The following is a 23,461-nucleotide window of genomic DNA, read 5'->3' as shown; positions in this document are numbered from 1 at the left end:
AAAATCACCCATAGGGATCCTGTCTTCAATGTCTTTTGAGATAGCATTTTGGTATAAATCGCTCATAATCTTGCTACAAACACTCGAAGAAAAATTATCTATGACTGATTTTCAATATTATTTTCATGAACTCCCTTGTTTTAGATGTAAAAAAACCGCAGTAAGCACTGATCTTGGTTGGTTAACCGCTGCGATGAAAGATGATGTTGTCGCGCAAATGGCTGCGATTATCAAGCAAGGCAACGATGAATCAGATCTTTCGGTGAACGTGACTTGTACTAAAGACGAAGCGCGTGATTACTTATTACTGAATTTCTACGGTTACTCAGAAGAAGAACTCGCGAATCCAGTTAAAGTGGAAGATGAGCAAGAAGTGGCGGATGAAATCGCTGAGCTGCTGGCAGAAGGTGCCGATGTAGCCGTCTTTGAACATGAAATCACACTACAAAGTTGTTCTGATTGCGACATGGGTTAAGCGTCAAACCACGCGTAATCACCAAGCTTAAACATGTTCATCATGCATAACTTGATGGTCTAATTAAGGCGTTATCAAACTAGGATTGATAACGCCTTTTTGGTTCTACCGTGTTTAGTTTCGCGCCATTCGTGAGGGGAAATCATTGATTTCCCCTGTCACCAAAATCTTCGCAAGCATCGAGTTAACGGTTAGAACGAGCGCAAAAACCACAATCTGCGCAGTGATAGTTTGTAACAGACGGTAACGCGATTGAACGGTCAAAGCGTGTCGGGAAGCCTCTGTTGACAGCTAAGGTGGTGTATTTGCTTAGGTGCCAATGTCCGCGGGTGACACTGTCTCATTTTGTTTGCATGGTTTTGTGTGAGTATTCACTAGACTAATTCGTTATTGCGGAAATATACTGCGCGTCCTGTTATTACGTTAGGAATACTTTGTGGACCCCAACTCTAGTCGATTGTGTCAAACCTTACTGGCCTCTTGTCACCAAGGGAGGACGCAACAATGATTGAGACCCTTCTTACCCTTCTGTTCGGCATTCTATTTATCTTGGCTATTATCGCAGCAAACGGCTACTTCGTTGCCCAAGAGTTTGCGTACATGGCCGTGGACAGAGCAAAACTCGCAACTCTAGCTGCCACTGGCGATGAAGCCGCAAAACGCGCTCTCAAGGTGACCAAACGTACCAGTTTTATGCTTTCCGGTGCCCAACTTGGCATTACGGTAACTGGTCTGGTGCTGGGTTTCGCTGCAGAGCCACTTGTTGGCCAGTCACTGGGCGTATTGTTGCAAGGCTTTGGGTTATCGCTAGAGGCGGGTATCGCTCTAGGTACAGTTATCACTCTGGGTGTCGCTATGGTCGTTCAAATGATCATGGGCGAGCTGTACCCGAAAAACCTCGCTATCGCGAACGCAGAGCCAATGGCTCGCATGATGTCCCGCTCAACACTGATTTACATGTCTGTGTTTGGCTTTTTCATCAGCTTTTTCGACAAGTCAGCAAACCTTCTTCTTCGCGCGTTTCGCATTGAACCGGTTCACGACCTTGACGTGAGTGCGTCGGAAGAAGATTTGCACCACATCATCGCTAACTCGCGTGAAACAGGTGATATCCCTGTCGAACTGTCATTGATGATGGATCGTATACTGGATTTCCCAGAGCGAGACGTAGAACACGCGATGGTGCCCCGTTCGCAGGTGGATTGGGTTGAGCCGGAAACCACATTGACTGAGCTTGTATCACTGATGGCGCAAGCACATACCCGTTACCCAGTGGTTAACGATGATGACGCGCCTGTGGGTGTGGTTCATCTGCCTGACGTGCTGGCGCGTATTGATGCCGGTCACGCTGACGACACCGTAGAATCAGTGATGCGCCCTGCTACCGTGCTGCCAACCCTGATGAGCTTGCCCGACGCCCTCGACCAGTTGGAGAAATCAACCAACCACCTAGCGTGTATTATTGACGAATACGGTGGCTTTGCTGGCGTTTTGACAATTGAAGACCTTGCGATGGAAATCGTGGGTGAAATCACCGACGAGCACGACGCAGACGCGGCTGATGCGGTTGTTCCACAAAGCGACAACGTATGGCTGATGGAAGGTGACGTTCACATTGACGAAGTGGAACGTGCGATTGGCTACGACCTGCCGAAAGACGATGTAGAAACCATCGCCGGTATGTTGATTGCTGAGCGAGGTGCACTTCCGGCTGAAGGCGAAACAGTGATTATCGAACTGCCTGTCGACCCATCCGAATTTGCTTCCGGCGAGCTGTTTAAGCGCCATCTTGAGGTTGAAGTGTTGCGTATTGAGCGTCACGTTCCAACAGAGGTGCGCGTCAAGCTTGTAGAGAATCCAATTGAGGAGGGTGAAGAATGATGACTGATCCGTTGACTGTCACTCTGGTGACCACTGCCCTCATCATATTGAGTGGCTTCTTCGTTATCATCGAGTTTGCATTGATGGGAGCACGCCGCCACCGCCTAGAAGAAATGGCCGTTGAAAGTGCATCTGCACGTGCTGCGCTGCGCGGTATGAACGACCTCACGCTGATGTTGGCAGGTGCTCAACTCGGTATTACCTTCTGTACCTTTGCTTTGGGTGCAGTTACCAAGCCAGCGGTTGACCATTGGATTGGGCCAGTATTTGCCTCAATGGGCATGCCAGAATGGGCGGTAGATGGTGCATCATTCGGTTTTGCGCTGTTCGTCGTGACCTTCCTTCACCTCGTTGTTGGGGAAATGGCTCCTAAGTCCTGGTCGATTGCGCACCCAGAGAAATCAGCACTGGCGATTGGTCTCGTGGCACGCGCTTACGTGTGGCCGCTGCGTCCACTGCTGAACTGGATTAACCGCATTGCGAACCATCTGGTGAAAGCATCTGGCGTTGAGCCAGTAGAAAGCGCCGCTGTGGGTGGACAAGACATTGATACCATCCGTCAACTCGTAGAGCACTCCGGCAAAGTGGGTACACTGCAGCCGAGTATTCAGAAGCAGCTATCCGGCCTGATTGACCTGAGTTCAATCCCAGTTGAAACGCTGGTAACTGAAGGTCAGGTGATGGCTCATGTCGACAAGCGTGCTAGCGTTGCAGAAGTTCGCAAGGTGTCGATGGAGTCTGGACACATGCGTATTTTAGTATTCGGCAACCGTGGCCTGAAACCGCTTGTGGTTCACGTGCGTGATACCCTGCTGGAACCTGCTGACCGACCTGCACGTGAAGTTGCACGTAAAGCGCATGTGCTTGATGCCAACACACCGGTATACGAAGCGCTGGCGCGTATGCGAGCAGCGAGTGTGCAGATTGCTGTTGTGAGCAAAGGCGACAAGATGATTGGTGTCGTCACGCTGGCAGATATCCTGAAGCGCGTGCTGCCAACGTCAGCCGCGAGCTAATCGTTCAGCTACCTTGTCGTCGTCACGCCTACTCTTTGCTGGTGTGTATAAAAAAAAACGCCACCTTTTCGGTGGCGTTTTTGCTTCAAATCAATCCATCAAAGCTTTAGCAATAGCGGTCACCGAAGACGGCGCTGCGCTCTGGTGACCAGCCGTAAATTTCGTCAAGCTGGTCGTTGTGACCTTTAAAAGTCATCTCAACGGTGTAAAACAAACAACTGAAAGCATTCAAAGCTGCTTAGGTAAGATCCCGCCCTGTTCAACAAAATAGTCGCTAAGGTTGTTCGCCACCGAAACTAACGCACTTTTGTAAGAACTACCCGACCCTTTAACATCGACTTGATAAGGCAATTCGCCATCGCCACTGATCAGTAGTGTTGTTTGAATATGCTTGTCTGACACCCTGTCATTGCGAGCAACAAACTGAACTTTTCGGCATTCAGCGCGTTCAGAAACCGTTAAGTGCGAGTAATACAACGCATTCTTTATCACTGGCAGGAAATACTTATCTGCAACCTTGTCGTGGCTTTGCTCAACGGTAAAACATACCGCGTTAGCAAACTGGTTCTGCTTCTTCGCGAGGTTTGCAAATGCCGCGCTATAACGCGATGACGTCATGGAGTATGGCGAAATCATTGCTGCAATTGCTTGATTATCCTTGAGAGCAATGGCTTTGCTGCGACGGTAGTCACCCAGCGACCACTCTGAGAGTGAGGTGATACTCTCAATTTCTGTTATCTGACCTTCCAGTTTGGTTTCTTGAATAATCACCCATTCGGCAATAATCACGCCCCCTCGAACATAGTAAAGCTCGTCGACATAAGCCTGTTTTAACCAATGTACGATAGATAAGGGGACATGCTTATTTTCAACCTTGGTGACTGCTTGTGAATGCACCTTTCCTTTATTCCCTTCTGTCACCACGGTTTGTTCCGTATAGCTGGATACTTCACTGTACAGCGACAGTGAAAGGTTCTTCAGGGCTTGCTGTTGTGCACTTTCAAGATCTTCCCCAACACCAACGCCTGTCACCCACTTTGGGTCTACCTCAGTACTAGAAAACCAATCTGGTGCGGAATAAGCACAAATTGAAATAACCATTAAGCCAGCAAAAAGTGCGTTAGAAATAAGGCGCATAGAACTGCCTCTTTGCTTCTACTTTTTGAATGTAATTCCGAGTTTCTTCGAAGGGGAACTGATGGGCAAGTGAATGATAAACCCGCTGGGGTTTCATGCCATTGACATGACTTGCCAGTTTTTTCAACGAACCTGTTCCAGTGAAGTGCTTTGCTACTGAGCCAACGCCACCATTATATGATGAGATCGCAATGTACATTCGTGTTGTAGGATCCTGAATACCTTTGAGGTATCGGGCATCAAGAATATTTAAATACGCCGCCCCCACCTCGATGTTGTAGTTGGCATCAAACAGCTCACTCGGTTGCAAAAGTCTCTCCTGCCCCATGTGCAAGCGCGTGACATCTTTACCTGCTGTAGTAGGCACGATCTGCATTAGTCCATAAGCAGGAATATGAGATTGAGCAACGGGATTAAAGTGACTTTCTGTGTGCATAATTGCCATCATCAACACGGGGTCAACTTGCCACTTATTCGCCTGTTTCTCTATTTCAGGAACATACTCCAAACCACGTTGTGACAACGCATCTTTTGGAAATGCCATGGACACTTTAGTCACGGTTTGGCCATTCGGCTGTTCAAACTGAGTTTGGCGTTTTGTTGCGATCAGGCTTGCTGTGCTGGTGTTGGGAAGAACACGCTTGTGCTCATAAACTTTTTGTGAAGAAATTTGACTGAGCACAGGATCTTTAGCGACTGCTGAAGCGACTGTCGCGCTGGACAGTTCTCGTGTTTGTGCCCGAATGATACCATCGACTTCCGCCTGGTTCTTGGCACCCAGTATCTCAACAGTGTATTCACCCGATTCAAAGTCAACCGTACGACGCACCCGCTTATCGTTACTGTATACCACCCACTTATTCGCGGAGCTCATTACAGGATTTTCCCAAATATCAGCATATCGAGCCTGCGCTTTTTGAAAGCTATCTCGGTAAGCCTTCTTCGATTGTTCAAATTTGTCATCCTGAACCTGTCGCTGAGAGTCAAAATGACTGTTCATCAACGATTTTTTTGCTTCGAAAAGCGCGTTCATATTCGCTACATCGGCGTAGGAACAAGGAGCAGCCAAAGCTGCTCCCGCCGCCAATATAAGTAAAGTTTGCTTAATCATTGACTCACCCACTTTCACGTTCAATTCGCGCTTAGAACGGCACTAATTTCACCCGCTAGTTCTGCGTTATTATCCGTATCCAGTAGGTTTTCAACATTTTGCTCAAGCGACTTTTCCGGCATTGATACCAAGACATACATAAAGCCATCTGGGCCTTTCTGAACTCTCAATACATCAAGGCCTTTCAACATGACATTGGTTCGCATCATGGTTTCTTCTGATGTCGCGCCAGTGCCACCATTGCTGCCTTCCACTCCCAAAGTCGCCAGTTTCTTCTGCATAACCTGAACAACATCAGACTCTAGCTGTTTCCCGATTAGCTGCTGAGCATCAAGGATAGCTAAGTTACGCTGATGGCTTACACCACCAGCCGCGTTTTCACTCACACCGACAACAGTGTACAGAGAAGTGACATCCTTCACTTTTGCAGAGCATATCCAATCAGGTGCCACTGCTTGTGGTGCACCAAAATAGTGACAACCTGATTGCGCTAGCTCGTCTTTAGGCCCGGGCTTAGCGCTGCATGCTGACACCATGACACAGGCCGAAAGTACCAAAACAGATCTCATCATCCACATCACCTTAGAAGTCGTCATCGCTAATATCAGGAGCACTCATTAAGGTCTTGCTCGCCGTTGCTCCCTGCACTTTCTTTGCTGTTTTCAAGGGTGCAGAAGCAGCTATAGAATTTGATGGTTGTTGAGAAACCGAAGGCATCGCTACCTCAGATTTGGAGCGATTAAGCTTTTCCTGATTATTTGCGGCTTGGGCACTTTTCAGGTTGTTGTGGCGGTTGGCAACAGCTGCAGAATCAAAACTGGAGTACTCAATCGCGAGTGCTTCGCTAGCGCTACTTGCTGAAACGCCATATGCCACAACATACATTTCTTGTTGGGAAATGGGATGAACAATAGTGGAGGAAAACAGCTTGGACATACCATTGATGTTTCGGCCTTCAACCGCCTGACGAGTCGCCTCTGAGAAGCTGGTCGCCACGTCAGTGCTGTCTTTTTCGCCCAGCTCGGAAGAACGTGTTTGCATGGCAATAGCAGCCTGCTTTTGCGTCTCTATATCTGCAAATACCGCAACCGCCATTTCCTTTTGCGCCATTGTTTCGGCCAATTTACGATTCTTGCGAACTAACGAAGAAGAGCCCTCAACCGGCATTGCGTAAGCACCGATAAACCAACGCTCACCCGTCTTATCCACAAACTGACGTGGACCGACCATAGTGCTGGCTTCTTGTGCTTTAAGCCAAGCCTGAACCGACATACCATCTTTCGGTTTTAACGCTGTCGGTTCACCCGTCACCACCGCCTTCGCTGCAGCCTCAAGCTTAGGGCTCCAGACCAGAAGCGTCGCCACTTCATACACTTCTCGAACCGCATTCCATGATTCAGCTTGAACCAGAACACTCGCCCCAAGAATCGGCGCTTGAGCAAGGGTTTCAACCATACTGGTTGACTCCAGTTTCACTTCACCCGCTAACTTTTGGGCTTCTGATTCAATACGCTCCAGCTCTGAACTCGCCTCTTCATAACGTTGCTTCACTTTTTCATATTTTTGACGCTTACTCTCTTCAATTGCAGCAACATCGTAGGAATCATCAAGACGTTTGATCACGCCATCCCAAGTCGCCTCTGCCCTATCTTCCCAAGTCGTTCCGCTAAGCTTACTTGCCTCTGCTTGGTCAAGCTCGGCCAGGATTTTGACCAGCTGCTTTTTCTGTGCAATGAGCTTTTTCTCTGCTTTTATGTGTCTCCCATTGAGTTCAGCGTGCACATCCGTGCCTGGTGCTACCAACATGTCTACAGCTGACATTGTTGTTCGCATGTATTCAACCATCTGAGCCTTTGCTGACATCGTTGCCAACGTAGCAAACTGCGAGCGCTTGATAATAAAGCTGTCATCATATGATGGGTCTTCGGAGTCAAACTGTTCTTGGCTCAATACAAAGAGTCGTTTTTTGTTCGCATCCCATCCTTCTGGCCAGCCTTGAGCTTCCATGTAATCACGGATCTGTTGCTCAGCAGGCACGTATTCCACAGTCGCTTTTTGTTGATAGGGCTCGCTGGCAACCTGCTGCTGGGCCGCTAATGCTTCAGATGCAGTGGGTTGTGGAACAAAGTCTTGTGCAGGAGCCATCCCGGAAAAACTAACAGCAACAGCGAACGCCATTGGAGCCAACATGTTGTTCATTATGATTATCCTTTTATTTGATTTTGTTCCCAGTGACTCAAAGGCCATTCATTGGCGACTTGTTTGAGTAACTTGAGTAATTGGTTTGCCTGATCAGGATGAGCCACTTCCAGCGCGCTATAGAGATATACCCAAGCGTTAAGAGAGCCGCCGCTGGCTAGAAAGTACTGCCTAGCAGTCCAAAGTGCGTCATCTTGACCGATTGTTCGCATAAGGTTGCTTAAGGTTTTCCACGCGTTTGCATTACGTGGATCAGCGTTGAGTGATAGCGTGAGATAGCGTTTTATCTGAACGGGTGATTGCCCCCGTTCGAACAGATTTTCCGCTTTAATTAGCCAGTACTCTGAAGCTTGCGGGTTAGCTTTATCACTTGAAGCAAGTGTTCTCCCACCTAATAATTTCGCCGTGCTGAGCACACCATTTATGTCGTACTGATCCATCCCTACCACTGCATCAGCTAAATCATTGTTAGATGCCGTAACCTCGCCTTGAATCAGCACACGATAAAGCCCACTCACTTCGGGAAGAGAGGGTGAATTTAATTGTTGGGCCAGTTTGTCGTAATCCTTATCGGCAACTAGCTCAGCAATTGCTTCACCCACAAGTGGAGCCACGTCTTTATTTGATATGGTGATATGCTGACTGTTGAAAGCTTCAATACTGCTAGCTCGTACCTGACGACGAACACAATTATCGAGGTTACTATCAGAGAGAAGTTGATAGTGCACTCGTGATTGTTTCAATCGCTGAGCTTTTTGACGGTATTGAATCTCCTCAAATATCGGTAGTGATTCCCATTCACTGGGTTCTATCGACAACACCCGTTTTTCTACTTCCTGAGCAAGCAGCTGATAAAAGTGCGCCTGTGCCTTTTTTGATTCAAGCGAACCCGCTGAGCGCTTTTCTTCTATACACTCCGCTTCAGTGATAAAGAAAACATGATCGATCGATTCGTAGACACCAATAGGGTTATCAATCAATTCGCTACGATAGTGTTCTAGCAGGTCACTCCCCCAAACAGAGGATGACGCTATCAAACTCAACAACGTACCTAGATAGTTAATTGTTTTTGTTATTTGCATAGCACCGCCTTACAAAATTTCAAAGACTGCATCACGCTCATTCAGCGCTTTTAGGTGTGGACGCCTTCCCTTTCCTTCTACTTTGAAGGTTTGATAAATTTCATCTAACCCTTGATCAAAAGCCTGCGATAGTGAGCCAGAGAAGCGGTAGTTGAGGGTCATTGTTTTACCCGACTTATCCCATGCCCAGTTTTCTACTGAGCCTTCGGTCGAATTTTCAAGGACATGTCGGAAGATAGCCGTATCGTTACGATTCGCGTTATGAAGAATAATGGGGTACACCTCACCTTGTTCAGCATGCGCTGCAAGAGATTGAATCACCTCGAGCCCCATTTTCTTTCCCATCTGCTTGTAAGCTTGATGTTCTGAAACCTGCTTTGCCCGGCTCTCTGGTGTCACGTATATGCGGGTTTTCATCGGCTCATTCACGACGGAAAGAACAATATTCCCGGTGTGATCATCGATGAGGTCGATAGACAGAGCTGTTTCTATTCCTTTCGCGCCTTTGTGATCTTCCACGGAGCGCTGGTGTTGTTGCAGACGAAAAGTATGCGTAGCAGCACTTGCGTCCTCAGTAATGCTGAAGCCAAGCCCTTGCAACTCATCAATTAACCACTGCGATTTTTGCCTGTTATCCGACTGAATTGAAAAACGAGCATTGCCTAATACATCTAGATAGAAGCTGGCGTCATGAAGCAACTTACCTTGGTTAACGTTTGCCACCAGCACAACGTAGTACTGGCCTCTCTCGATATCTTCATCCAAAACTTCATAGCTACTCACATAGCCTTGTGTTTTCGTTGATATCGCCATAGAGACAGCATCGTTAAATTGTCCCGACTTGCCACTTAACATGACTCCCTGAGCCTGCTGTACCGCATTGCGGATGGCATCTAACAAGGCTTCTTCGCGCGCTTTTGCCTCTCCACTCTTCATTGAAGCAAGTCCTTTCGCTTCAACGGATTTTTCATGAGAGGAAAACGCCGCAACGGTTTCCACCACTGTCGCAGAAACAGCCCCGCCACTTCTTGAAGGTGCTGATTTAAGGCGCCCCACTTTGACAATGTCAGCTTCTGTTATAGCCAGAGCGACAAAGTGTTCATCCTTAAATTTTCCACTGTGAAGCATTTTGACTGCAGATAGACTCCCACTGAAGGATGTATTCACCACATCGATAAACCTTTCTTCAGAGAACTCGTGCTGTTTCGCGCCATCACTCAAGGTGGTATAACTCATTGATACATGTGTTGAGCCCGAAGCAGTGACCCCGTTGATCATCTCATTTAGCTGGCGCAGAGCATCAATTCGTGCTTCCTCTATACCCTTTGCTTTTGAAGAGCGATTAGATGTCCCCATTGCCACCACATAGTAGCCATCCATTTCGCTCACACCGCTGCGTGTTCCTCCTTGCCCGAGCATAGAAAACACATCATCCATGGGATCAGAAGCAAAACAGGGCACCACGAATAACGCGCTCATCATTAGAATGAGATATTGGAAAAATGCTGCAGTCTTGCTCATCGCTACAGTCTCCACTCCTCAGGAGTGCCTACTGATACTGCGTAAATTTTATTGCGTTTCAGGTACTGTTTCCCCATCGCCTCAATTTGCGCCTTAATCTCTTTGGCATCTTGGTCAGACTCTTTCCATTTCAGTACTTCGAACATACTGTTGTCCTGACCAGCTGGCGTGATAAAACCTGAAGCTAATGGGATGGCGATACCGAAGTCGTCCTGATAAATAACTGCAGGAATCTTTACCCCTTGTTTAGGTACACCTTGCTCAGAACCTGCTGCGATAGCGAATCTGTTACTTCGATAGTGAACAGCCTTACCACCGACTGGGAATTGGTTCATCACATCTGCCACCAGTACTTGGAGGCTCTTCTGAGCGGCTTCTTGATAAGCTTGGTTAACGACGGCTTTGTCTTCGAAATTAAAGCCCGCCAGATATTTGCCACTTGACGGACTCTTGGCATACTTTTTCGGCGAGAGGTTCTGACGGATTGGAGGGAATGCGTGTTTCACCTGCTTTGTTGTACCGTCAATCAGCTGCGCTGAAACGGTGCTTCGAAATGTCAGTTGATAATAAGTGCCATTGCTATCGGTGACTTTCTTTTCAGAAGTACCCAATTGAACATTCGCTTCCAGAATGTAATCAGGATTGAGCGCCTGACCTAGCTCGATCGCACCTTCAGATACTGAATTTTCTGCCTGGAATGCAACTTCATAATCACAAGAAGTACAAGTTCGAGAGAGAACACTGAATCGCTCAGTGCGTGACAACTCACCACCTAACATGCGAGCCGGCATGCCCATGTCAATTCGATGGTTTACTGAATCTTTTGCCATCGCAATGTCTACGATATAAGGTGCAATCGATAATTTAACGAACTCTTTAACATTGAAATTGGCGGGAACTTTAATGTTTTCTTCTTCTAACAATGCTAGTTCGTTTACCACTGACACCTTGGAATTCGTTGTGATATCAGCCTCTTTATCGGCTCTCAACTCCGGCGCTGTCGACTGACAGCCAGATAAAATTAAAACCATTACCAGAACTGAAATAGATAATTTTTTACTACTCATTGCACATTCGCTCTTCAAAAAAAAAGCCTGACGAGTCAGGCTTTAAAACTGGTTAACGCAGATTACTTGATTAAATTTGCTGCTTTGTTTGCTTCGTATTCGTCGTTTAGTGCAACGATTGTTTTATTCATCACTGAGATTTGGTCAGCCATTTGTGAAACAACATCTTTTTCACGACCCAAGTCCATAAGGCCCAAACCACTGTCAGCAATAAGAGAGCCGGTATCAATTTTGGCGATCAATACAGATTGAGCGGCTGCTTTCAGCGCCACTTTAGCGATGCGGCTGTAGATAGAAACCATATGTTCGTCGTTGATGAAGTCTTGGTATTGCTGGTACTCATCAGCATTGCTTGCTTTAAGGTCAGCAATGTAAGCCTGACGCTCTTCTTCCGTTTCCAGCATCACTACTGCTGATGAATGTGCAGCGCCAATACCGTTCGAGTTTTCAACATGTGCAGCGTAGTCTTGATAAACTGGGTAAGACTCTTTAAAAAGTTCATTTGTGGTTGAAGCAATGTGAGACAGTTGACTAATCTGAGAAAGCTGTACTTCCTGACTAGCCACTTCGGAATATTCTGCTGATAGCGCAGCTGGAGTGACCACCTCATCGTTACTCATCGAAGAACAACCAGAAAGTACAGCAGAGCTCATTAGTAGCGCGATTAGGCTTTTCTTAAATTTCATGACTTTTCTCTTCTCTTGAATTTGAGCCAAATCCAGGCTCCAAAAGTCGTTCCTTGACTCTCAATTAATGAATACACCGTAAACAATAAGTCGCAATTTACTCACTACTGAATATATTGTCAACAATAAATGTTTACAGCATATTCTTTAAATCAGCAGTTGCCTTTGTTTGCCCATGTATCGACAAGGGATCTTTGTTTACAATGTATCAATAAGAGTTTGGACGCAGAAAAATATGGCACGAATAACCGTTCAGGAAAGAGAGAGAAAGAAGGCAGAGCTAGACGATATTGTGCTGTCAATTTTCTGGAATGAAGGCATTGAGGCACTAACATACTCTAGGGTGGCTGAGCTATACAACACATCAAGAGGGGCAGTTCAACGCTATTACCCAAGCCAAAACGACCTGTACGCCTCGATGAGAGGGAAAGTCATGCCATTGATGATGGCCAAATTAGACTGGTCAAATGCCGATGCATTCTATAGTTCTTGGGTCAATTCACTCAGTGACAAAGATGACATTCGCTTCCAGAGAGTGATTGAGTTGCTATTTCACCACACCCTCAAAAGCCCAAGTTCACAGAGCGCCATCGCAGCGGTCGAGAAGCTAACGGAGCAAGTTGAGATGAGATTTGGTGATGACTCCATGATTAAGCGTTTGCTCGGGGAAAGCTTTTTGCATTTACTCAAATCGTAAAATATCCAATAACAACGCCCAACCAAAAACGCCACCTTTCGGTGGCGTTTCAGATTGCCCTCGTTTTGTTTTGTGCTGCTTTAAGCCATTAACGTTCTTTCTCGTAAGGTCGACCAATCGCTTTTGGTGCAACCGCTTTGCCAATGAATCCCGCTAGCAACACCACGGTTAACACATATGGCAATGCTGAGAAGACTTGGGTTGGCAACACACCAACAAACGGAATGTCTACACCCTGCATTCGCGTTTCCAGCGCGGACAAAAAGCCAAACAATAAACACGCAAACAATGCGTTGCGTGGTTGCCATTTGCCAAAAATAACCGCTGCCAGCGCAATGTAGCCCTGGCCTGCCGTCATCTCTTTACCAAACGCCGCGTTTTGCGCTGTCGACAAATACGCACCCGCTAAACCACACAATAAACCTGCAATAAGCACAGCGCGATAGCGAAGCCAAACCACCGAGATACCTGCAGTATCAATCGCATTAGGCTCTTCTCCTACGGCACGTAGGCGCAAACCAAAGCGGGTTCTAAACAATACCCACCACGTCACGATAACGGCGACAAACGCCAAGTACACCAACACATTGTGCCCTGAGACCACATCACGGTAAAAAGGCCCTAGCACAGGAACGGCATCACCCAACCATTCTGCACCCGGTAATTCATTAGGTAAGAAACGTTGTTCACTGCTTAAAGAGGGCGTTTGCCCACCGCGCTCAAACCACGCATGACCAAGGGTTATTGTCATCCCTGAGGCAAAGAAGTTGACTGCAAGACCAGAAATGATCTGATCGCCTTTTTGCGTAATAGAGGCATAGCCATGGATAAGTGCGAGCAACATTGAACCTAAAACTGCTGCTGTTAAGCCTAGCCAAGGGTTGCCTGTCACATACGAAACCGCGGCAGCAACAAACGCTGAAAACAGCATTTTTCCTTCTAGGCCAATGTCCACAACCCCTGCGCGTTCAGAAAAGATACCCGCCATTGCAGCAAAGATAAGTGGCACAGCTAGGCGTAAGGTGGAATCCGCAGACGAAAGTATCCAATTAAACATTTCCATTGGCGGTCTCCTCTTTGTTGGATGCTCGACGCATAAAGAAGCCTTCAACCGGTTTTCTTATCAACCTATCCAATGCCCCAGTGAAGAAAATCACTAGCCCTTGAATCACCATGATCAATTCTGGGTTCAAACTTGGCATTTCAAACTGCAACTCTGTTCCGCCTTGGTATAGCGCACCGAACAATAAAGCGGCGACGATAATACCCGCGGGGTGATTACGCCCCATCAAAGCCACAGCAATTCCAATAAAACCAAAACCACCCGTGAAGTTCAAAATCAGTCGATTTTGTGCGCCAAAAACCTCATTGACTGCCATCAATCCCGCTAAAGCGCCGGAAATAGTCATGGCAATAATGATAATTTTCTTGGCGTCGATCCCCGCATACTCCGCGGCTTGTGCATTCTGCCCAACGACACGAATCGCATAGCCAAGGCGTGTTCTAAACAGCAACAACCAAACCAAATAGGCAACCACGAGAGCTAAGAGGATAGAAGGGTTAAGCAGAGAAAATGGCAGTTCGTATCCCCAACTTGCTGCCAGTTCATACAGTTTGGGGAACACGGCTTCAGGGTTGAAGTAACGAGAGTCCGTCGAGTTGCCACCGTATTTCGCGATATGCTCCACCAGCGCGTAGCCCATTACCGAGAAGGCGATGAAGTTAAACATGATAGTGGTCACCACAATGTGCGACCCACGTTTTGCTTGAAGGTAACCCGGAATGGCCCCCCAGAGTGCCCCAAAGGCCGCCGCGACAATAATCGCTAACGGTGCCATCAACCATACTGACAACACATCATCCAGTAACAACATCAATATGCCGATACCTAAACCCGCGATATAGGCTTGACCTTCACCGCCGATGTTAAACAAGCCGGCGTGGAACGCGATGGCAACCGCCAACCCCGTAAACACAAAGTTGGTGGCGTAATACAAGGTGTTGCTCAAGCCGCCATATTCTAGGTTCGTCGCCCCTTGGATCATCACACTAAACGCCGCCGTTGGGCTTTCGCCCACCAGCAAGACCACAAGGCTTGAAATAACAAGCGCAACAGCCAGCTGCAGTGCCGGCACTAAAAATACTTTTACCCACGTTGGGGCACTGTGCTGAGAAGTACTCATACTGCACCCTCCTCTTGCGCGGCATTGGCCATCAAAATACCGAGTTGACGTTCGTTCGTGTCTTTTGCGACCACGTCACCGGTAATTTCGCCGTCTGCCAATACAATAATTCGATCAGACAATGACATGATTTCTTCAAGTTCTGTCGACACCAGCAATATCGCCGCACCCGCATCGCGAGCCGTGATCAAATTGCGGTGAATAAACTCAATCGCACCAATATCAACACCGCGTGTAGGCTGCCCCACTAGGAGCACATCAGGCTCTCGAAGCATTTCACGCGCGATGATCAACTTCTGCTGATTACCCCCAGAGAAATTGGCGGACTTAAGATGAGGATCCGCGGGGCGAACATCATATTTTTCCATCATGTTCCGCGTCGCCGCTTCAATCGCAGCCGGGTTCAATAAGCCTTTGCCATAAGCAATGTCATTCTGAAAACCCAAAATGGCGCTTTCAGAGGCAGGCATTGCTTTCACTAATCCTTGGCGAATACGGTCTTCCGGTATATGACCCACACTGAGTTGACGCATGATCCCAGCATTTCGCTTCTTCGAAGGGCCAAAGTGCGTTTCGCCCTTGCGCGTTTTTAGCGTCATTTCGCCTTCTTGTGGCGTTGTAACGCCAGACAAAACCGCCAGCAGCTCAGACTGTCCATTTCCAGACACGCCCGCCACACCCAGAATTTCACCTGCGCGTAAACGAAAGTTAAGGTTTTTTAAGCGTTTGACTCCGCGGCTGTCTTTCCAAGATACGTTTTCCACACGAAGCCTTTCTTCGCCCGGTGTCGCGTCGCCTTTATCAACACGGAGTAATACCTTGCGGCCCACCATGAGTTCAGCCAGTTCATCGACACTGGTGTCCGCCGTATTACGGTGCGCGACCATAGCACCTTGACGCATCACCGACACCGAGTCTGTGATTGCCATGATTTCTTTAAGCTTGTGTGTAATCAAAATGATGGTGACACCCTGCGATTTAAGGGTGTTGAGGATGTCAAAAAACTGTTCAATTTCTTGCGGAGTCAGTACGCCAGTAGGTTCGTCCAAAATAAGAATGCGAGCGCCGCGATACAACGCTTTTAGAATTTCTACCCGCTGCTGAATACCAACTGCTAGCTCGCCTACGATGGCGTCAGGGCTAACGGACAAACCATAGTCGCTTTCAATTTTTTCTAATGCTTGACGCACATTGCTCGAAGCAACGTTCAATAAACTGTGCCCTTCAGCGCCGAGCATCACATTTTCTAGCACTGAAAAGGTTTCAACCAACATAAAGTGTTGATGCACCATACCAATGCCATGAGAGATCGCGTCTTGAGAGTCTTTGATTTTCACGAGGGAGCCATCAACTTCGATAGTCCCAGAATCGGCTTGATAGAAGCCGTAAAGGATAGACATCAGGGTCGACTTACCCGCCCCGTTTTCACCAACGATGCCGTGAATAGTGCCAGGCATCACTCTAAGGTCGATGTCTTTGTTTGCGTGTACTGCACCAAAACGTTTATTGATGTCACGCAGTTCTATTGCGGGGTTTGCCATGCCAGCTCCTTGGCAAGTAATACCAATCAGAACAAGTATTCCGTCATGTTTGCTGGTTAAAAGCGTCAAAGCCTGCGTCAGAGATTTTATCTGTAGAATAACGACTTACCGCAGTCTCTCCCTTGCTTTTAACGATTGTTCCTGTGCAAATATATGACCGCTTACTGAACCCCAATTGATATAAGAAGGTACAACGAAGGCGAACAAAACAAAACGCCCTCTGATGGCCGATTGCTCGATCAGAGGGCGATGAGGTCGCTACTTAGTATTCGCAAGAATCAGAGCTGAAGTAATCGTGAACGACGATTTTTCCAGCAATGATGTCGTCACGGATCTGTTTCACGCGCGTTTCCATTTCAGGCGTCACGAGATCTTTGTTGTACTCATCCAGCGCCCAATCCACACCACCTTCCTTCAAGCCAAGTGCTTGTAGACCAGGAGTGAACTCGCCATTTTTAGCGTCATTGAATGCATCTTGAACGGCAACATCAACACGCTTGACCATAGAGGTCAGCATCACGCCAGGGTGGAGGTAGTTTTGGTTTGAATCCACACCCACCGCGAACTTGCCTTCATCAACAGCGGCTTGATATACACCCACACCGGTACCACCGGCTGCTGCATAAACCACATCAACGCCTTTATCGAACTGCGATTTTGCAAGCTCTGCACCCTTCGTTGGGTTGTTCCATGCAGCTGGGGTTGAACCGGTCATGTTCTGAATCACGTCAGCATCTGCTGCTTGAAATTTCGCGCCTTGCTCATAGCCACACGCAAATTTACGGATCAGAGGAATGTCCATTCCGCCAACAAAGCCGACTTTGTCGTTCTCACTCTTCATGACTGCCAATGCACCAACAAGGAACGAACCTTCGTGCTCTTTAAACACAACAGAACGTACGTTTGGCAGATCGACCACCGCATCGATAATAACAAACTGAGTTTTAGGGAATTGCTTCGCCACTTTTTCTACGATGGGAGCTTGTTGAAAGCCCACAGCAACGATTGGACTGAAACCACGTTGCGCCATACGCAGCATAGCCTGCTCACGTTGCGCTTCATTGGTGATTTCAAACTCACCGTAGCTGATACCCGTGTCTTCTTTAAACGCTTCTGCGCCCGTGTAGGCTGCTTGGTTGAATGATTTATCGAACTTACCACCCATATCAAAAATCACAGAAGGTTTAAACGCGTCGGCTGACGCCGATGCTGACATCAGACCAAGGGTAATTGCTGCTGCCAGTGAGGTGATCGTTTTCATCCTTGCTACTCCATTCATTGAAGAAATCCATAGTTTCGATTCAACGTTAACATTTAACTCACAACACACGGAACCTTAACCACTATCAAAACGATGAAATCTTGAACACTTTCACACCCCACACTCGTTTTTGGGACTTCAAATAGGTATTAGGAGGACAACCCACGTTAAATGAGGCCGATATCAGCCCAAACTAATCGATGATCTGAGGAGGATGAAGCACGAACCTTTCTAGCATTACTCGTGAGAAGCGAAAACGTCGGATCGCTCGGGGCAGGCCAAAACACGCCACCTTCGCAGAGGCGTAAATTGCTTGAAGGCAAAACATAATCTAGACGCAGACCTCGCTGATGTGTTGCGCAGTCTTTATGGTGAATATATCGCCCACGAATAAAGTGCTGGGCGCCATGGCTACTTGGCGTAGGCATGGATTGCACGTTCTTATCCGCAAGCAATTGAGTAATTACGCTTTTGTCGCCATCTCCGTTATACGGGTCGGCATTCAGATCTCCCATCACCACGAATGATGAATTCGGGGCTATACCTCCCACCACACCGTTGTCGTCCACCAAATACGATTCATTGTTCAAGATATCGTGTAATAGACGAATTTCATCGGCATTGCGTCTTAGATTTCTCTTTTCTGGCCCGTCAAATACCGGGGGAGTCGGATGGCATGCCACAACGTGAATGGTTTGTTCCCCAACACTGACAGGAATTACCACATGATTTTTCGACGATAGGCGCTGTTTGGCCAGCACCTCATGGTCAAAATAATCCTGCGGCATGCGGTGCTCAGGCATATCTTGCCAAAGGAAACGCTGCCAACTTCGAACATTATTGATGTCTAAGGGAAATTTACTAAGTAACACAAAGCCATACTGCCCGTGATGTTTACCAAAGCCTTGCGCACGCTCAGGCGTGTCTGAGATGTCTTCGCCGTCAAACAGTGCTAATCCGGTATTGGTCGGAGGAAGATACTGGAAAGGATAGGAAATCGGGGGTTGCCCATGTTGCGACACATTAAGATAGTGCGACTGGAAATGAGCCAACATGCCGTCATCCCCGCCCTCACCTAAATGGTCGAATTCGCAGAGCAGTAATACGTCAGGTTGGCAGTGCTGAATAATAGCGGCAATTCGACTGAAACGCGGATGATGGGCTTCTCTCAGCAAACGAAACACATAATCGGGCTTGTCAGCTGACATCGCTACATTAAATGTCGCAAACCGAAGCAGAGGTTGAGGCGTTACCATGTCGTCAGAATCCAGATTTTCGTCAATGCAGATATTGAGACGGAGGGTAACGCACTCTCAATACTATCGAACAGTATTAAGTGATTTTAAGTGTTTCTCATTTTAATAAGCCATTACGACAAGACACATCGAAATGGCCCAAGAAAACACCTACGAACAGCTCTGGTGACTGTGTTGCCCCTCCAGCACCATCGTCAGTGCTCGCCGAATCTGTTTAGCATCTGCTTCTGCTCTATGAGGTGCTGGACCTAGTGATTCCAGCGCACTCAAAAAATCTTTTCTGTCGACACCATCATGACGGTGAAGCCAATGGCCGACTTCCGTTAACGTGAACGTTGGTCGCATGTGCGCGGCTTTGTAGAGCCTACCCAGCCAAAACAAATCCCATTGGCTATCGCACAGCACGTCATCGAAATAGCACAGGGTGTTATTTAAATGCGCACAGACATCAAAAACCGACAAACCATTAATTTTTAAACAGTCACGGCTAATGCCATGAATTTCAAACTCTGCGTAATCATCCCAATACTGCCATGCTTCGGGCGAAGAGTCTGGGTTGATAAGTAGGCTAACACTTGCCCCATCGGGCAAGCTAAAACCAACTTCTATCGGGTATGAGGCATCGGTTAAACCTGACGCTTCAAAATCCAAGGTAACCCACATATTATCGCTCCATGATAATTTAGTGTCGTCGATTGATATTTGAGAATGCTATTTAGGTCTGTCAACGCAAGGGACATCCATCATTTGCCCTAAGCAATAAGATCAACCCAGACCAAATACACTCTCCCCTAGAATTTAGCTGTAATATGCAACGACAACGCTAACTGTAGTTTGTCTACGTCGCTGTGCACGTAAAAATGCTGACCTCGTCACAATTATTTTGGTCTTTATCACTTTTTGGAAAGTAGGCGTTAAATAAGATGCAACACTCCCTATCTACCCCAGTTATCGGTTTCGCCGGATTTAGCGGTTCAGGAAAAACCACACTATTAGAGTGTGTTATCCCACATTTAAAAGCCGCGGGGTTACGCGTTGGCCTGTTAAAACACAGCCATCATGAAATTGAGCCAGACTCCCCGCGAAAAGACAGCTATCGGCTTCGTTATGCTGGCAGCGATCAATTACTTCTCGCCACCTCAAAACGTCACATGCTTTTTTTCGAATATCACGACACTCCCGAGCGAGAGCCTTCTTTACATGAGTGCTTGATTCAATTAGATCATTCTCGGCTTGATATCATTCTGGTTGAGGGCTTTCGTGATGAAGTGCTAACGAAAATTGAGGTGTACAGACCCTCTTATGGCAAACCCAAACTGCATGCTGAGGATGCCAATATTGTCGCCGTCGCCAGTGATGAACCTTTAGATTCGCTGGCACCGCGTGAGATACATTCACTGAATCTTAACAATGCCGAAGAAATTGCCTTGTTTGTCAGACACTGGTTAGCCAATGCCTCTGATGAGGAAAAATACCTTCCCTATTTCAACGATAAAACGGCGCGCACCGCTCACACAATCGAGTAGATAACCCAGTGAAAAGCGCCTCAATCACCGCGAAATATCGATCCATATCCAGTATTTAACGATCAATGTCTGGAAATAGGGATTATCGTGTCGCTCAAATCCAACAAAGTCACCAAAATGACTCATCATCCCAACAATGGAAAGCAGTATCACATGAAGTCAACCAATCGTACCGTCAGCAAAGTCAAACAAATTGCGCTAGTTGCACATGATCACTGCAAAACGGATCTTTTGCGCTGGGTGAAAGAAAACAAAGATGCTCTTTCTCAACATCAACTCTTCGCTACTGGCACGACTGGAATGATTTTGAGTCGTGAAACAGGCCTTAATATCACATCATTGATGAGTGGCCCAATGGGCGGTGACCAGCAGTTAGGAGCAATGATCTGTGAAAAGAGAATTGATGTGCTGGTTTTCTTCTGGGATCCCCTCAGCGCTGTTCCGCATGACCCTGACGTAAAAGCGCTATTGCGCATTGCGGCAGTATGGAACATTCCCGTCGCGATTAACCGTGCCACCGCTCGCTACCTCATCACTTCTCCACTGATGGACAATGAAGTGCAAGTTGAAATTCCCGACTACAGCTCTTACTTAGAAGAACGCCTTTAACTATGATTATCCAGCCTCAAATTAAAGGGGTCATTGCGCGCAACTGCCACCCCATTGGATGCAAAGCCGCCATTGACGCGCAAATTCATCACGCGCAACAACAGCGACCAACACCAGGCCTGCCTAAGAATGTACTGGTGCTTGGCGCGTCATCTGGATTTGGGCTGGCATCTCGCATTGCTCTGACCTTTGGCCCTGCCAATGCCTCTACGATTGGCGTGTCATTCGAACGCGGCATGTCAGAAAAAGGGATAGGCAGCGCGGGATGGTATAACAACATTTATGTAAGAGACGCAGCCAAACAAGCCGGTAGAATGACCTCTAACATTGTCGGCGATGCCTTCTCAGAGCAAACGCGTCAAACCGTGGCCGATACAATTCGCACACAATGCGGCGGAAAAATTGATTTGGTGGTGTATTCCCTCGCTACGGGTATACGCCCAACCCCAGAAACTGGTGAGTTTTGGCGATCTTCCATCAAACCCGTTGGCGAAGCGGTAGACGGCTATTCCATTAATTTTGAGAATAACAGCCTAAGCCATCTCACCCTCCCGCCTGCCAGCGAGCAAGAAATTGAAGATACCGTCAAAGTGATGGGCGGTGAAGATTGGCTAAGTTGGATGCAATTTCTTCAACACAACGATTTGCTGTCTGAGGGTTGTCGTACTGTCGCTTATTCTTACATTGGCCCAGCTCACACTCATGCCATTTACCACAAAGGCACACTGGGCCTTGCGAAAACTCATTTACATCAAACCCGTCACGATATTGATGCGCTGCTGTCAGACATACACGGCAAAGCCGACATAGCCGTTTGCAAAGCGCTTGTTACCAAAGCAAGCGTGTTTATTCCCGGCTTAACGCCTTACTTGCTCGCGCTTTACCGCGTGATGAAAGCCAAAGGCTTGCAAGAGGGATGCATTGAACAGATGGATCGCTTGTTTTATCAAAAATGGAACGACGATGAGGATAGAGACGATGAAGGCCTGATCCGCATAGATGATTGGGAACTTCAACAAGATGTGCAAGACGAAGTGAACGCGATTTTGGCGGAGATGACGCCAGATAACTTTGACCAAGTCGCTGACTATACTGGTGTGCTCACGGATTTCTTACAGCTCAACGGATTTGGTTTTCCAGAGGTTGATTACCAAGCCCCTGTGAGTATCGAACAGTTAAAAGCGCTGACACCATAACCGCCGTCTTTACTTGCATCTAAAAAATATCAAAAAGCCGCTAAGTTCATTCGCGGCTTTTTTCATTCGTTGGTAACAGCACGATCGCTAAGCTTCCGCTTTCGGGTATTCCAGTGCTTCTCGAATACGGTCTTCATGCTTGGCAACCCAATCACGATTTACTGCGCCCCAATCATGAATTTGATAACCGCCGTTTTTATTTGCGCCAACAAATTGCACATCAATATCGAGCTCTTCCAACGCATCAATCGTGTCTTGCGCGGTGCGTCTTGGCATTCCCGTTTTTTTGATAATGGCAGGCACAGTGTTCACACCTTGATCAATGAGAAAGGCCACCAATAAACGGCGATAAAAGCTGGTTTTGGTTTTGCTTGGTTTACTCAAAAGACACTCTCCTAAACAATTACCTCGAGTGTAAACCCTCACCCGCATGCATAAACTGATTTCATCTGGTTAAGCCCAATACTGTGTTGTATTTCACGCTACGCCACTCAAATACATTGTTCGAAGCAATATCACACTGCCCATAGTTCTCTTGTGGAATGCCCAACTTCACTGGCCTTGTTCTCAATATTGACACGCGCTTAACCCGTCAAAAATCACGGATGCGTGCCAGACTACTGATTCGATTTCTTCTAAGGAGAACCACCATGGCGCAACAAAAAACCAAAGTGTCCACGCATGAAACCATGGAACATGCCTATGGTGACGACGTAGAGCACAAGCACAATAAAGACCACTTGGAATACCGTGACCACGAGCCTAGCCACGGTCACCACCTGCACGGTGGCGTCGACACTCATAAGGGCACACACCATCATCACCGCACCACACACCACCACCATCATTACTATGGCCCTGTCACCATTGTGATGGGACCGGAAGACGACGAAGATTAACCGCGATACGTTGTTTGAACACTGTGGTAGATCGAACCACCTTGATGCACTGAACACGCATTAAGGTGGCTCGGGTAAAATAATCTATTTTGATACACGTCACCTTGCCCCCTTCCAC

At 47.4% G+C, this 23,461-nt stretch carries 23 protein-coding genes; 8 read left to right on the top strand and 15 right to left on the bottom strand.

The genetic code is table 11. The annotated features are described in order from the left end of the window. Positions 1-100 precede the first annotated feature (100 nt). The 3 genes from L4D06_RS09555 to L4D06_RS09545 all read left to right on the top strand — a co-directional run bounded on the left by L4D06_RS09555 (position 101) and on the right by L4D06_RS09545 (position 3,372). Positions 101-475 (top strand): hypothetical protein, encoded by a 375-nt coding sequence (locus L4D06_RS09555; protein WP_429739077.1) that lies wholly within the window; start codon positions 101-103, stop codon positions 473-475. Between the two features lie 504 nt (positions 476-979). Then, positions 980-2,356, top strand: coding sequence for a hemolysin family protein (locus tag L4D06_RS09550; protein ID WP_274165942.1), 1,377 nt, complete (start codon positions 980-982; stop codon positions 2,354-2,356). After that, on the top strand, positions 2,356-3,372 hold the full coding sequence (locus tag L4D06_RS09545) for a CNNM domain-containing protein (RefSeq protein WP_337992923.1): 1,017 nt from the start codon (positions 2,356-2,358) through the stop codon (positions 3,370-3,372). Before L4D06_RS09550 ends, L4D06_RS09545 begins: the two co-directional genes overlap by 1 nt. Positions 3,373-3,600: 228 nt before the next feature. On the opposite strand, the gene L4D06_RS09540 is transcribed toward L4D06_RS09545, so the two are convergent. From L4D06_RS09540 to L4D06_RS09505, 8 genes are all read right to left on the bottom strand, one after another. After that, positions 3,601-4,509, bottom strand: coding sequence for a hypothetical protein (locus tag L4D06_RS09540; RefSeq protein ID WP_429739075.1), 909 nt, complete (start codon positions 4,507-4,509; stop codon positions 3,601-3,603). Next, the gene (locus L4D06_RS09535) at positions 4,493-5,620 is read right to left on the bottom strand and encodes a transglycosylase SLT domain-containing protein (RefSeq protein ID WP_429739074.1); all 1,128 of its coding nucleotides are present in this window, start codon (positions 5,618-5,620) and stop codon (positions 4,493-4,495) included. Before L4D06_RS09535 ends, L4D06_RS09540 begins: the two co-directional genes overlap by 17 nt. Positions 5,621-5,640: 20 nt before the next feature. Continuing rightward, positions 5,641-6,192 (bottom strand): hypothetical protein, encoded by a 552-nt coding sequence (locus tag L4D06_RS09530; protein WP_429739072.1) that lies wholly within the window; start codon positions 6,190-6,192, stop codon positions 5,641-5,643. 10 nt (positions 6,193-6,202) lie between these two features. Beyond that, positions 6,203-7,819: a hypothetical protein gene (locus L4D06_RS09525; protein ID WP_429739070.1), complete on the bottom strand. Its 1,617-nt coding sequence runs from the start codon at positions 7,817-7,819 to the stop codon at positions 6,203-6,205. Between the two features lie 5 nt (positions 7,820-7,824). After that, on the bottom strand, positions 7,825-8,901 hold the full coding sequence (locus tag L4D06_RS09520; RefSeq protein ID WP_429739069.1) for a hypothetical protein: 1,077 nt from the start codon (positions 8,899-8,901) through the stop codon (positions 7,825-7,827). 9 nt (positions 8,902-8,910) lie between these two features. After that, on the bottom strand, positions 8,911-10,422 hold the full coding sequence (locus L4D06_RS09515) for a hypothetical protein (protein WP_429739067.1): 1,512 nt from the start codon (positions 10,420-10,422) through the stop codon (positions 8,911-8,913). Positions 10,423-10,424: 2 nt separating this feature from the next. Beyond that, complete coding sequence (locus L4D06_RS09510) at positions 10,425-11,489, bottom strand: penicillin-binding protein activator LpoB (RefSeq protein WP_394211919.1); 1,065 nt, start codon at positions 11,487-11,489, stop codon at positions 10,425-10,427. A gap of 62 nt (positions 11,490-11,551) precedes the next feature. Further along, positions 11,552-12,175, bottom strand: coding sequence for a PQQ-binding-like beta-propeller repeat protein (locus L4D06_RS09505; protein ID WP_429739065.1), 624 nt, complete (start codon positions 12,173-12,175; stop codon positions 11,552-11,554). Positions 12,176-12,410: 235 nt separating this feature from the next. Here L4D06_RS09505 and L4D06_RS09500 point away from each other — a divergent pair, with 235 nt between their 5' ends. After that, on the top strand, positions 12,411-12,872 hold the full coding sequence (locus L4D06_RS09500) for a hypothetical protein (protein ID WP_429739064.1): 462 nt from the start codon (positions 12,411-12,413) through the stop codon (positions 12,870-12,872). 88 nt (positions 12,873-12,960) lie between these two features. Here L4D06_RS09500 and L4D06_RS09495 read toward each other — a convergent pair whose 3' ends face one another. The 6 genes from L4D06_RS09495 to L4D06_RS09470 form a co-directional block, all read right to left on the bottom strand. Continuing rightward, complete coding sequence (locus L4D06_RS09495; RefSeq protein WP_274165940.1) at positions 12,961-13,935, bottom strand: ABC transporter permease; 975 nt, start codon at positions 13,933-13,935, stop codon at positions 12,961-12,963. Then, entirely contained in the window at positions 13,922-15,055 is a 1,134-nt protein-coding gene (locus tag L4D06_RS09490) for an ABC transporter permease (RefSeq protein WP_274165939.1), read from the bottom strand. Before L4D06_RS09490 ends, L4D06_RS09495 begins: the two co-directional genes overlap by 14 nt. Continuing rightward, positions 15,052-16,596 carry an ABC transporter ATP-binding protein gene (locus L4D06_RS09485; protein WP_429739062.1) on the bottom strand — a complete coding sequence of 515 codons (1,545 nt, stop codon included), beginning with the start codon at positions 16,594-16,596 and terminating at the stop codon, positions 15,052-15,054. The genes L4D06_RS09490 and L4D06_RS09485 overlap by 4 nt, the downstream gene beginning before the upstream one ends. Before the next feature lie 262 nt (positions 16,597-16,858). Beyond that, positions 16,859-17,857 carry a BMP family lipoprotein gene (locus L4D06_RS09480; protein WP_274165937.1) on the bottom strand — a complete coding sequence of 333 codons (999 nt, stop codon included), beginning with the start codon at positions 17,855-17,857 and terminating at the stop codon, positions 16,859-16,861. 167 nt (positions 17,858-18,024) lie between these two features. Then, positions 18,025-19,113 carry an endonuclease/exonuclease/phosphatase family protein gene (locus L4D06_RS09475; RefSeq protein ID WP_429739059.1) on the bottom strand — a complete coding sequence of 363 codons (1,089 nt, stop codon included), beginning with the start codon at positions 19,111-19,113 and terminating at the stop codon, positions 18,025-18,027. A gap of 150 nt (positions 19,114-19,263) precedes the next feature. Next, positions 19,264-19,776: a hypothetical protein gene (locus L4D06_RS09470; RefSeq protein WP_274165935.1), complete on the bottom strand. Its 513-nt coding sequence runs from the start codon at positions 19,774-19,776 to the stop codon at positions 19,264-19,266. A 260-nt stretch (positions 19,777-20,036) separates the two neighbouring features. On the opposite strand from L4D06_RS09470, the gene mobB reads away from it, so the two are divergent. From mobB to fabV, 3 genes are all read left to right on the top strand, one after another. Further along, complete coding sequence (mobB, locus tag L4D06_RS09465) at positions 20,037-20,639, top strand: molybdopterin-guanine dinucleotide biosynthesis protein B (protein WP_429739057.1); 603 nt, start codon at positions 20,037-20,039, stop codon at positions 20,637-20,639. A 153-nt stretch (positions 20,640-20,792) separates the two neighbouring features. Next, positions 20,793-21,248 carry a methylglyoxal synthase gene (locus tag L4D06_RS09460; protein ID WP_274165933.1) on the top strand — a complete coding sequence of 152 codons (456 nt, stop codon included), beginning with the start codon at positions 20,793-20,795 and terminating at the stop codon, positions 21,246-21,248. Positions 21,249-21,250: 2 nt separating this feature from the next. Next, the gene (gene fabV, locus L4D06_RS09455) at positions 21,251-22,444 is read left to right on the top strand and encodes an enoyl-ACP reductase FabV (RefSeq protein WP_429739056.1); all 1,194 of its coding nucleotides are present in this window, start codon (positions 21,251-21,253) and stop codon (positions 22,442-22,444) included. An 87-nt stretch (positions 22,445-22,531) separates the two neighbouring features. Here the strand turns inward: fabV and L4D06_RS09450 are convergent, their stop codons facing one another. Then, positions 22,532-22,828 carry a winged helix-turn-helix domain-containing protein gene (locus L4D06_RS09450; RefSeq protein WP_429739054.1) on the bottom strand — a complete coding sequence of 99 codons (297 nt, stop codon included), beginning with the start codon at positions 22,826-22,828 and terminating at the stop codon, positions 22,532-22,534. Between the two features lie 266 nt (positions 22,829-23,094). On the opposite strand from L4D06_RS09450, the gene L4D06_RS09445 reads away from it, so the two are divergent. Next, positions 23,095-23,343, top strand: a complete 249-nt coding sequence (locus L4D06_RS09445; RefSeq protein ID WP_274165930.1) for a hypothetical protein — start codon at positions 23,095-23,097, stop codon at positions 23,341-23,343. The last annotated feature ends 118 nt before the right edge of the window (positions 23,344-23,461 follow it).

The sequence above is a fragment of the Enterovibrio makurazakiensis genome, from assembly GCF_050336585.1.
In the GTDB taxonomy this organism is placed as follows: Bacteria; Pseudomonadota; Gammaproteobacteria; order Enterobacterales; family Vibrionaceae; genus Enterovibrio; species Enterovibrio gelatinilyticus.
Note: the sequence above shows the minus strand (reverse complement) of the source record. Positions and strands in the feature narration are given on the sequence as shown.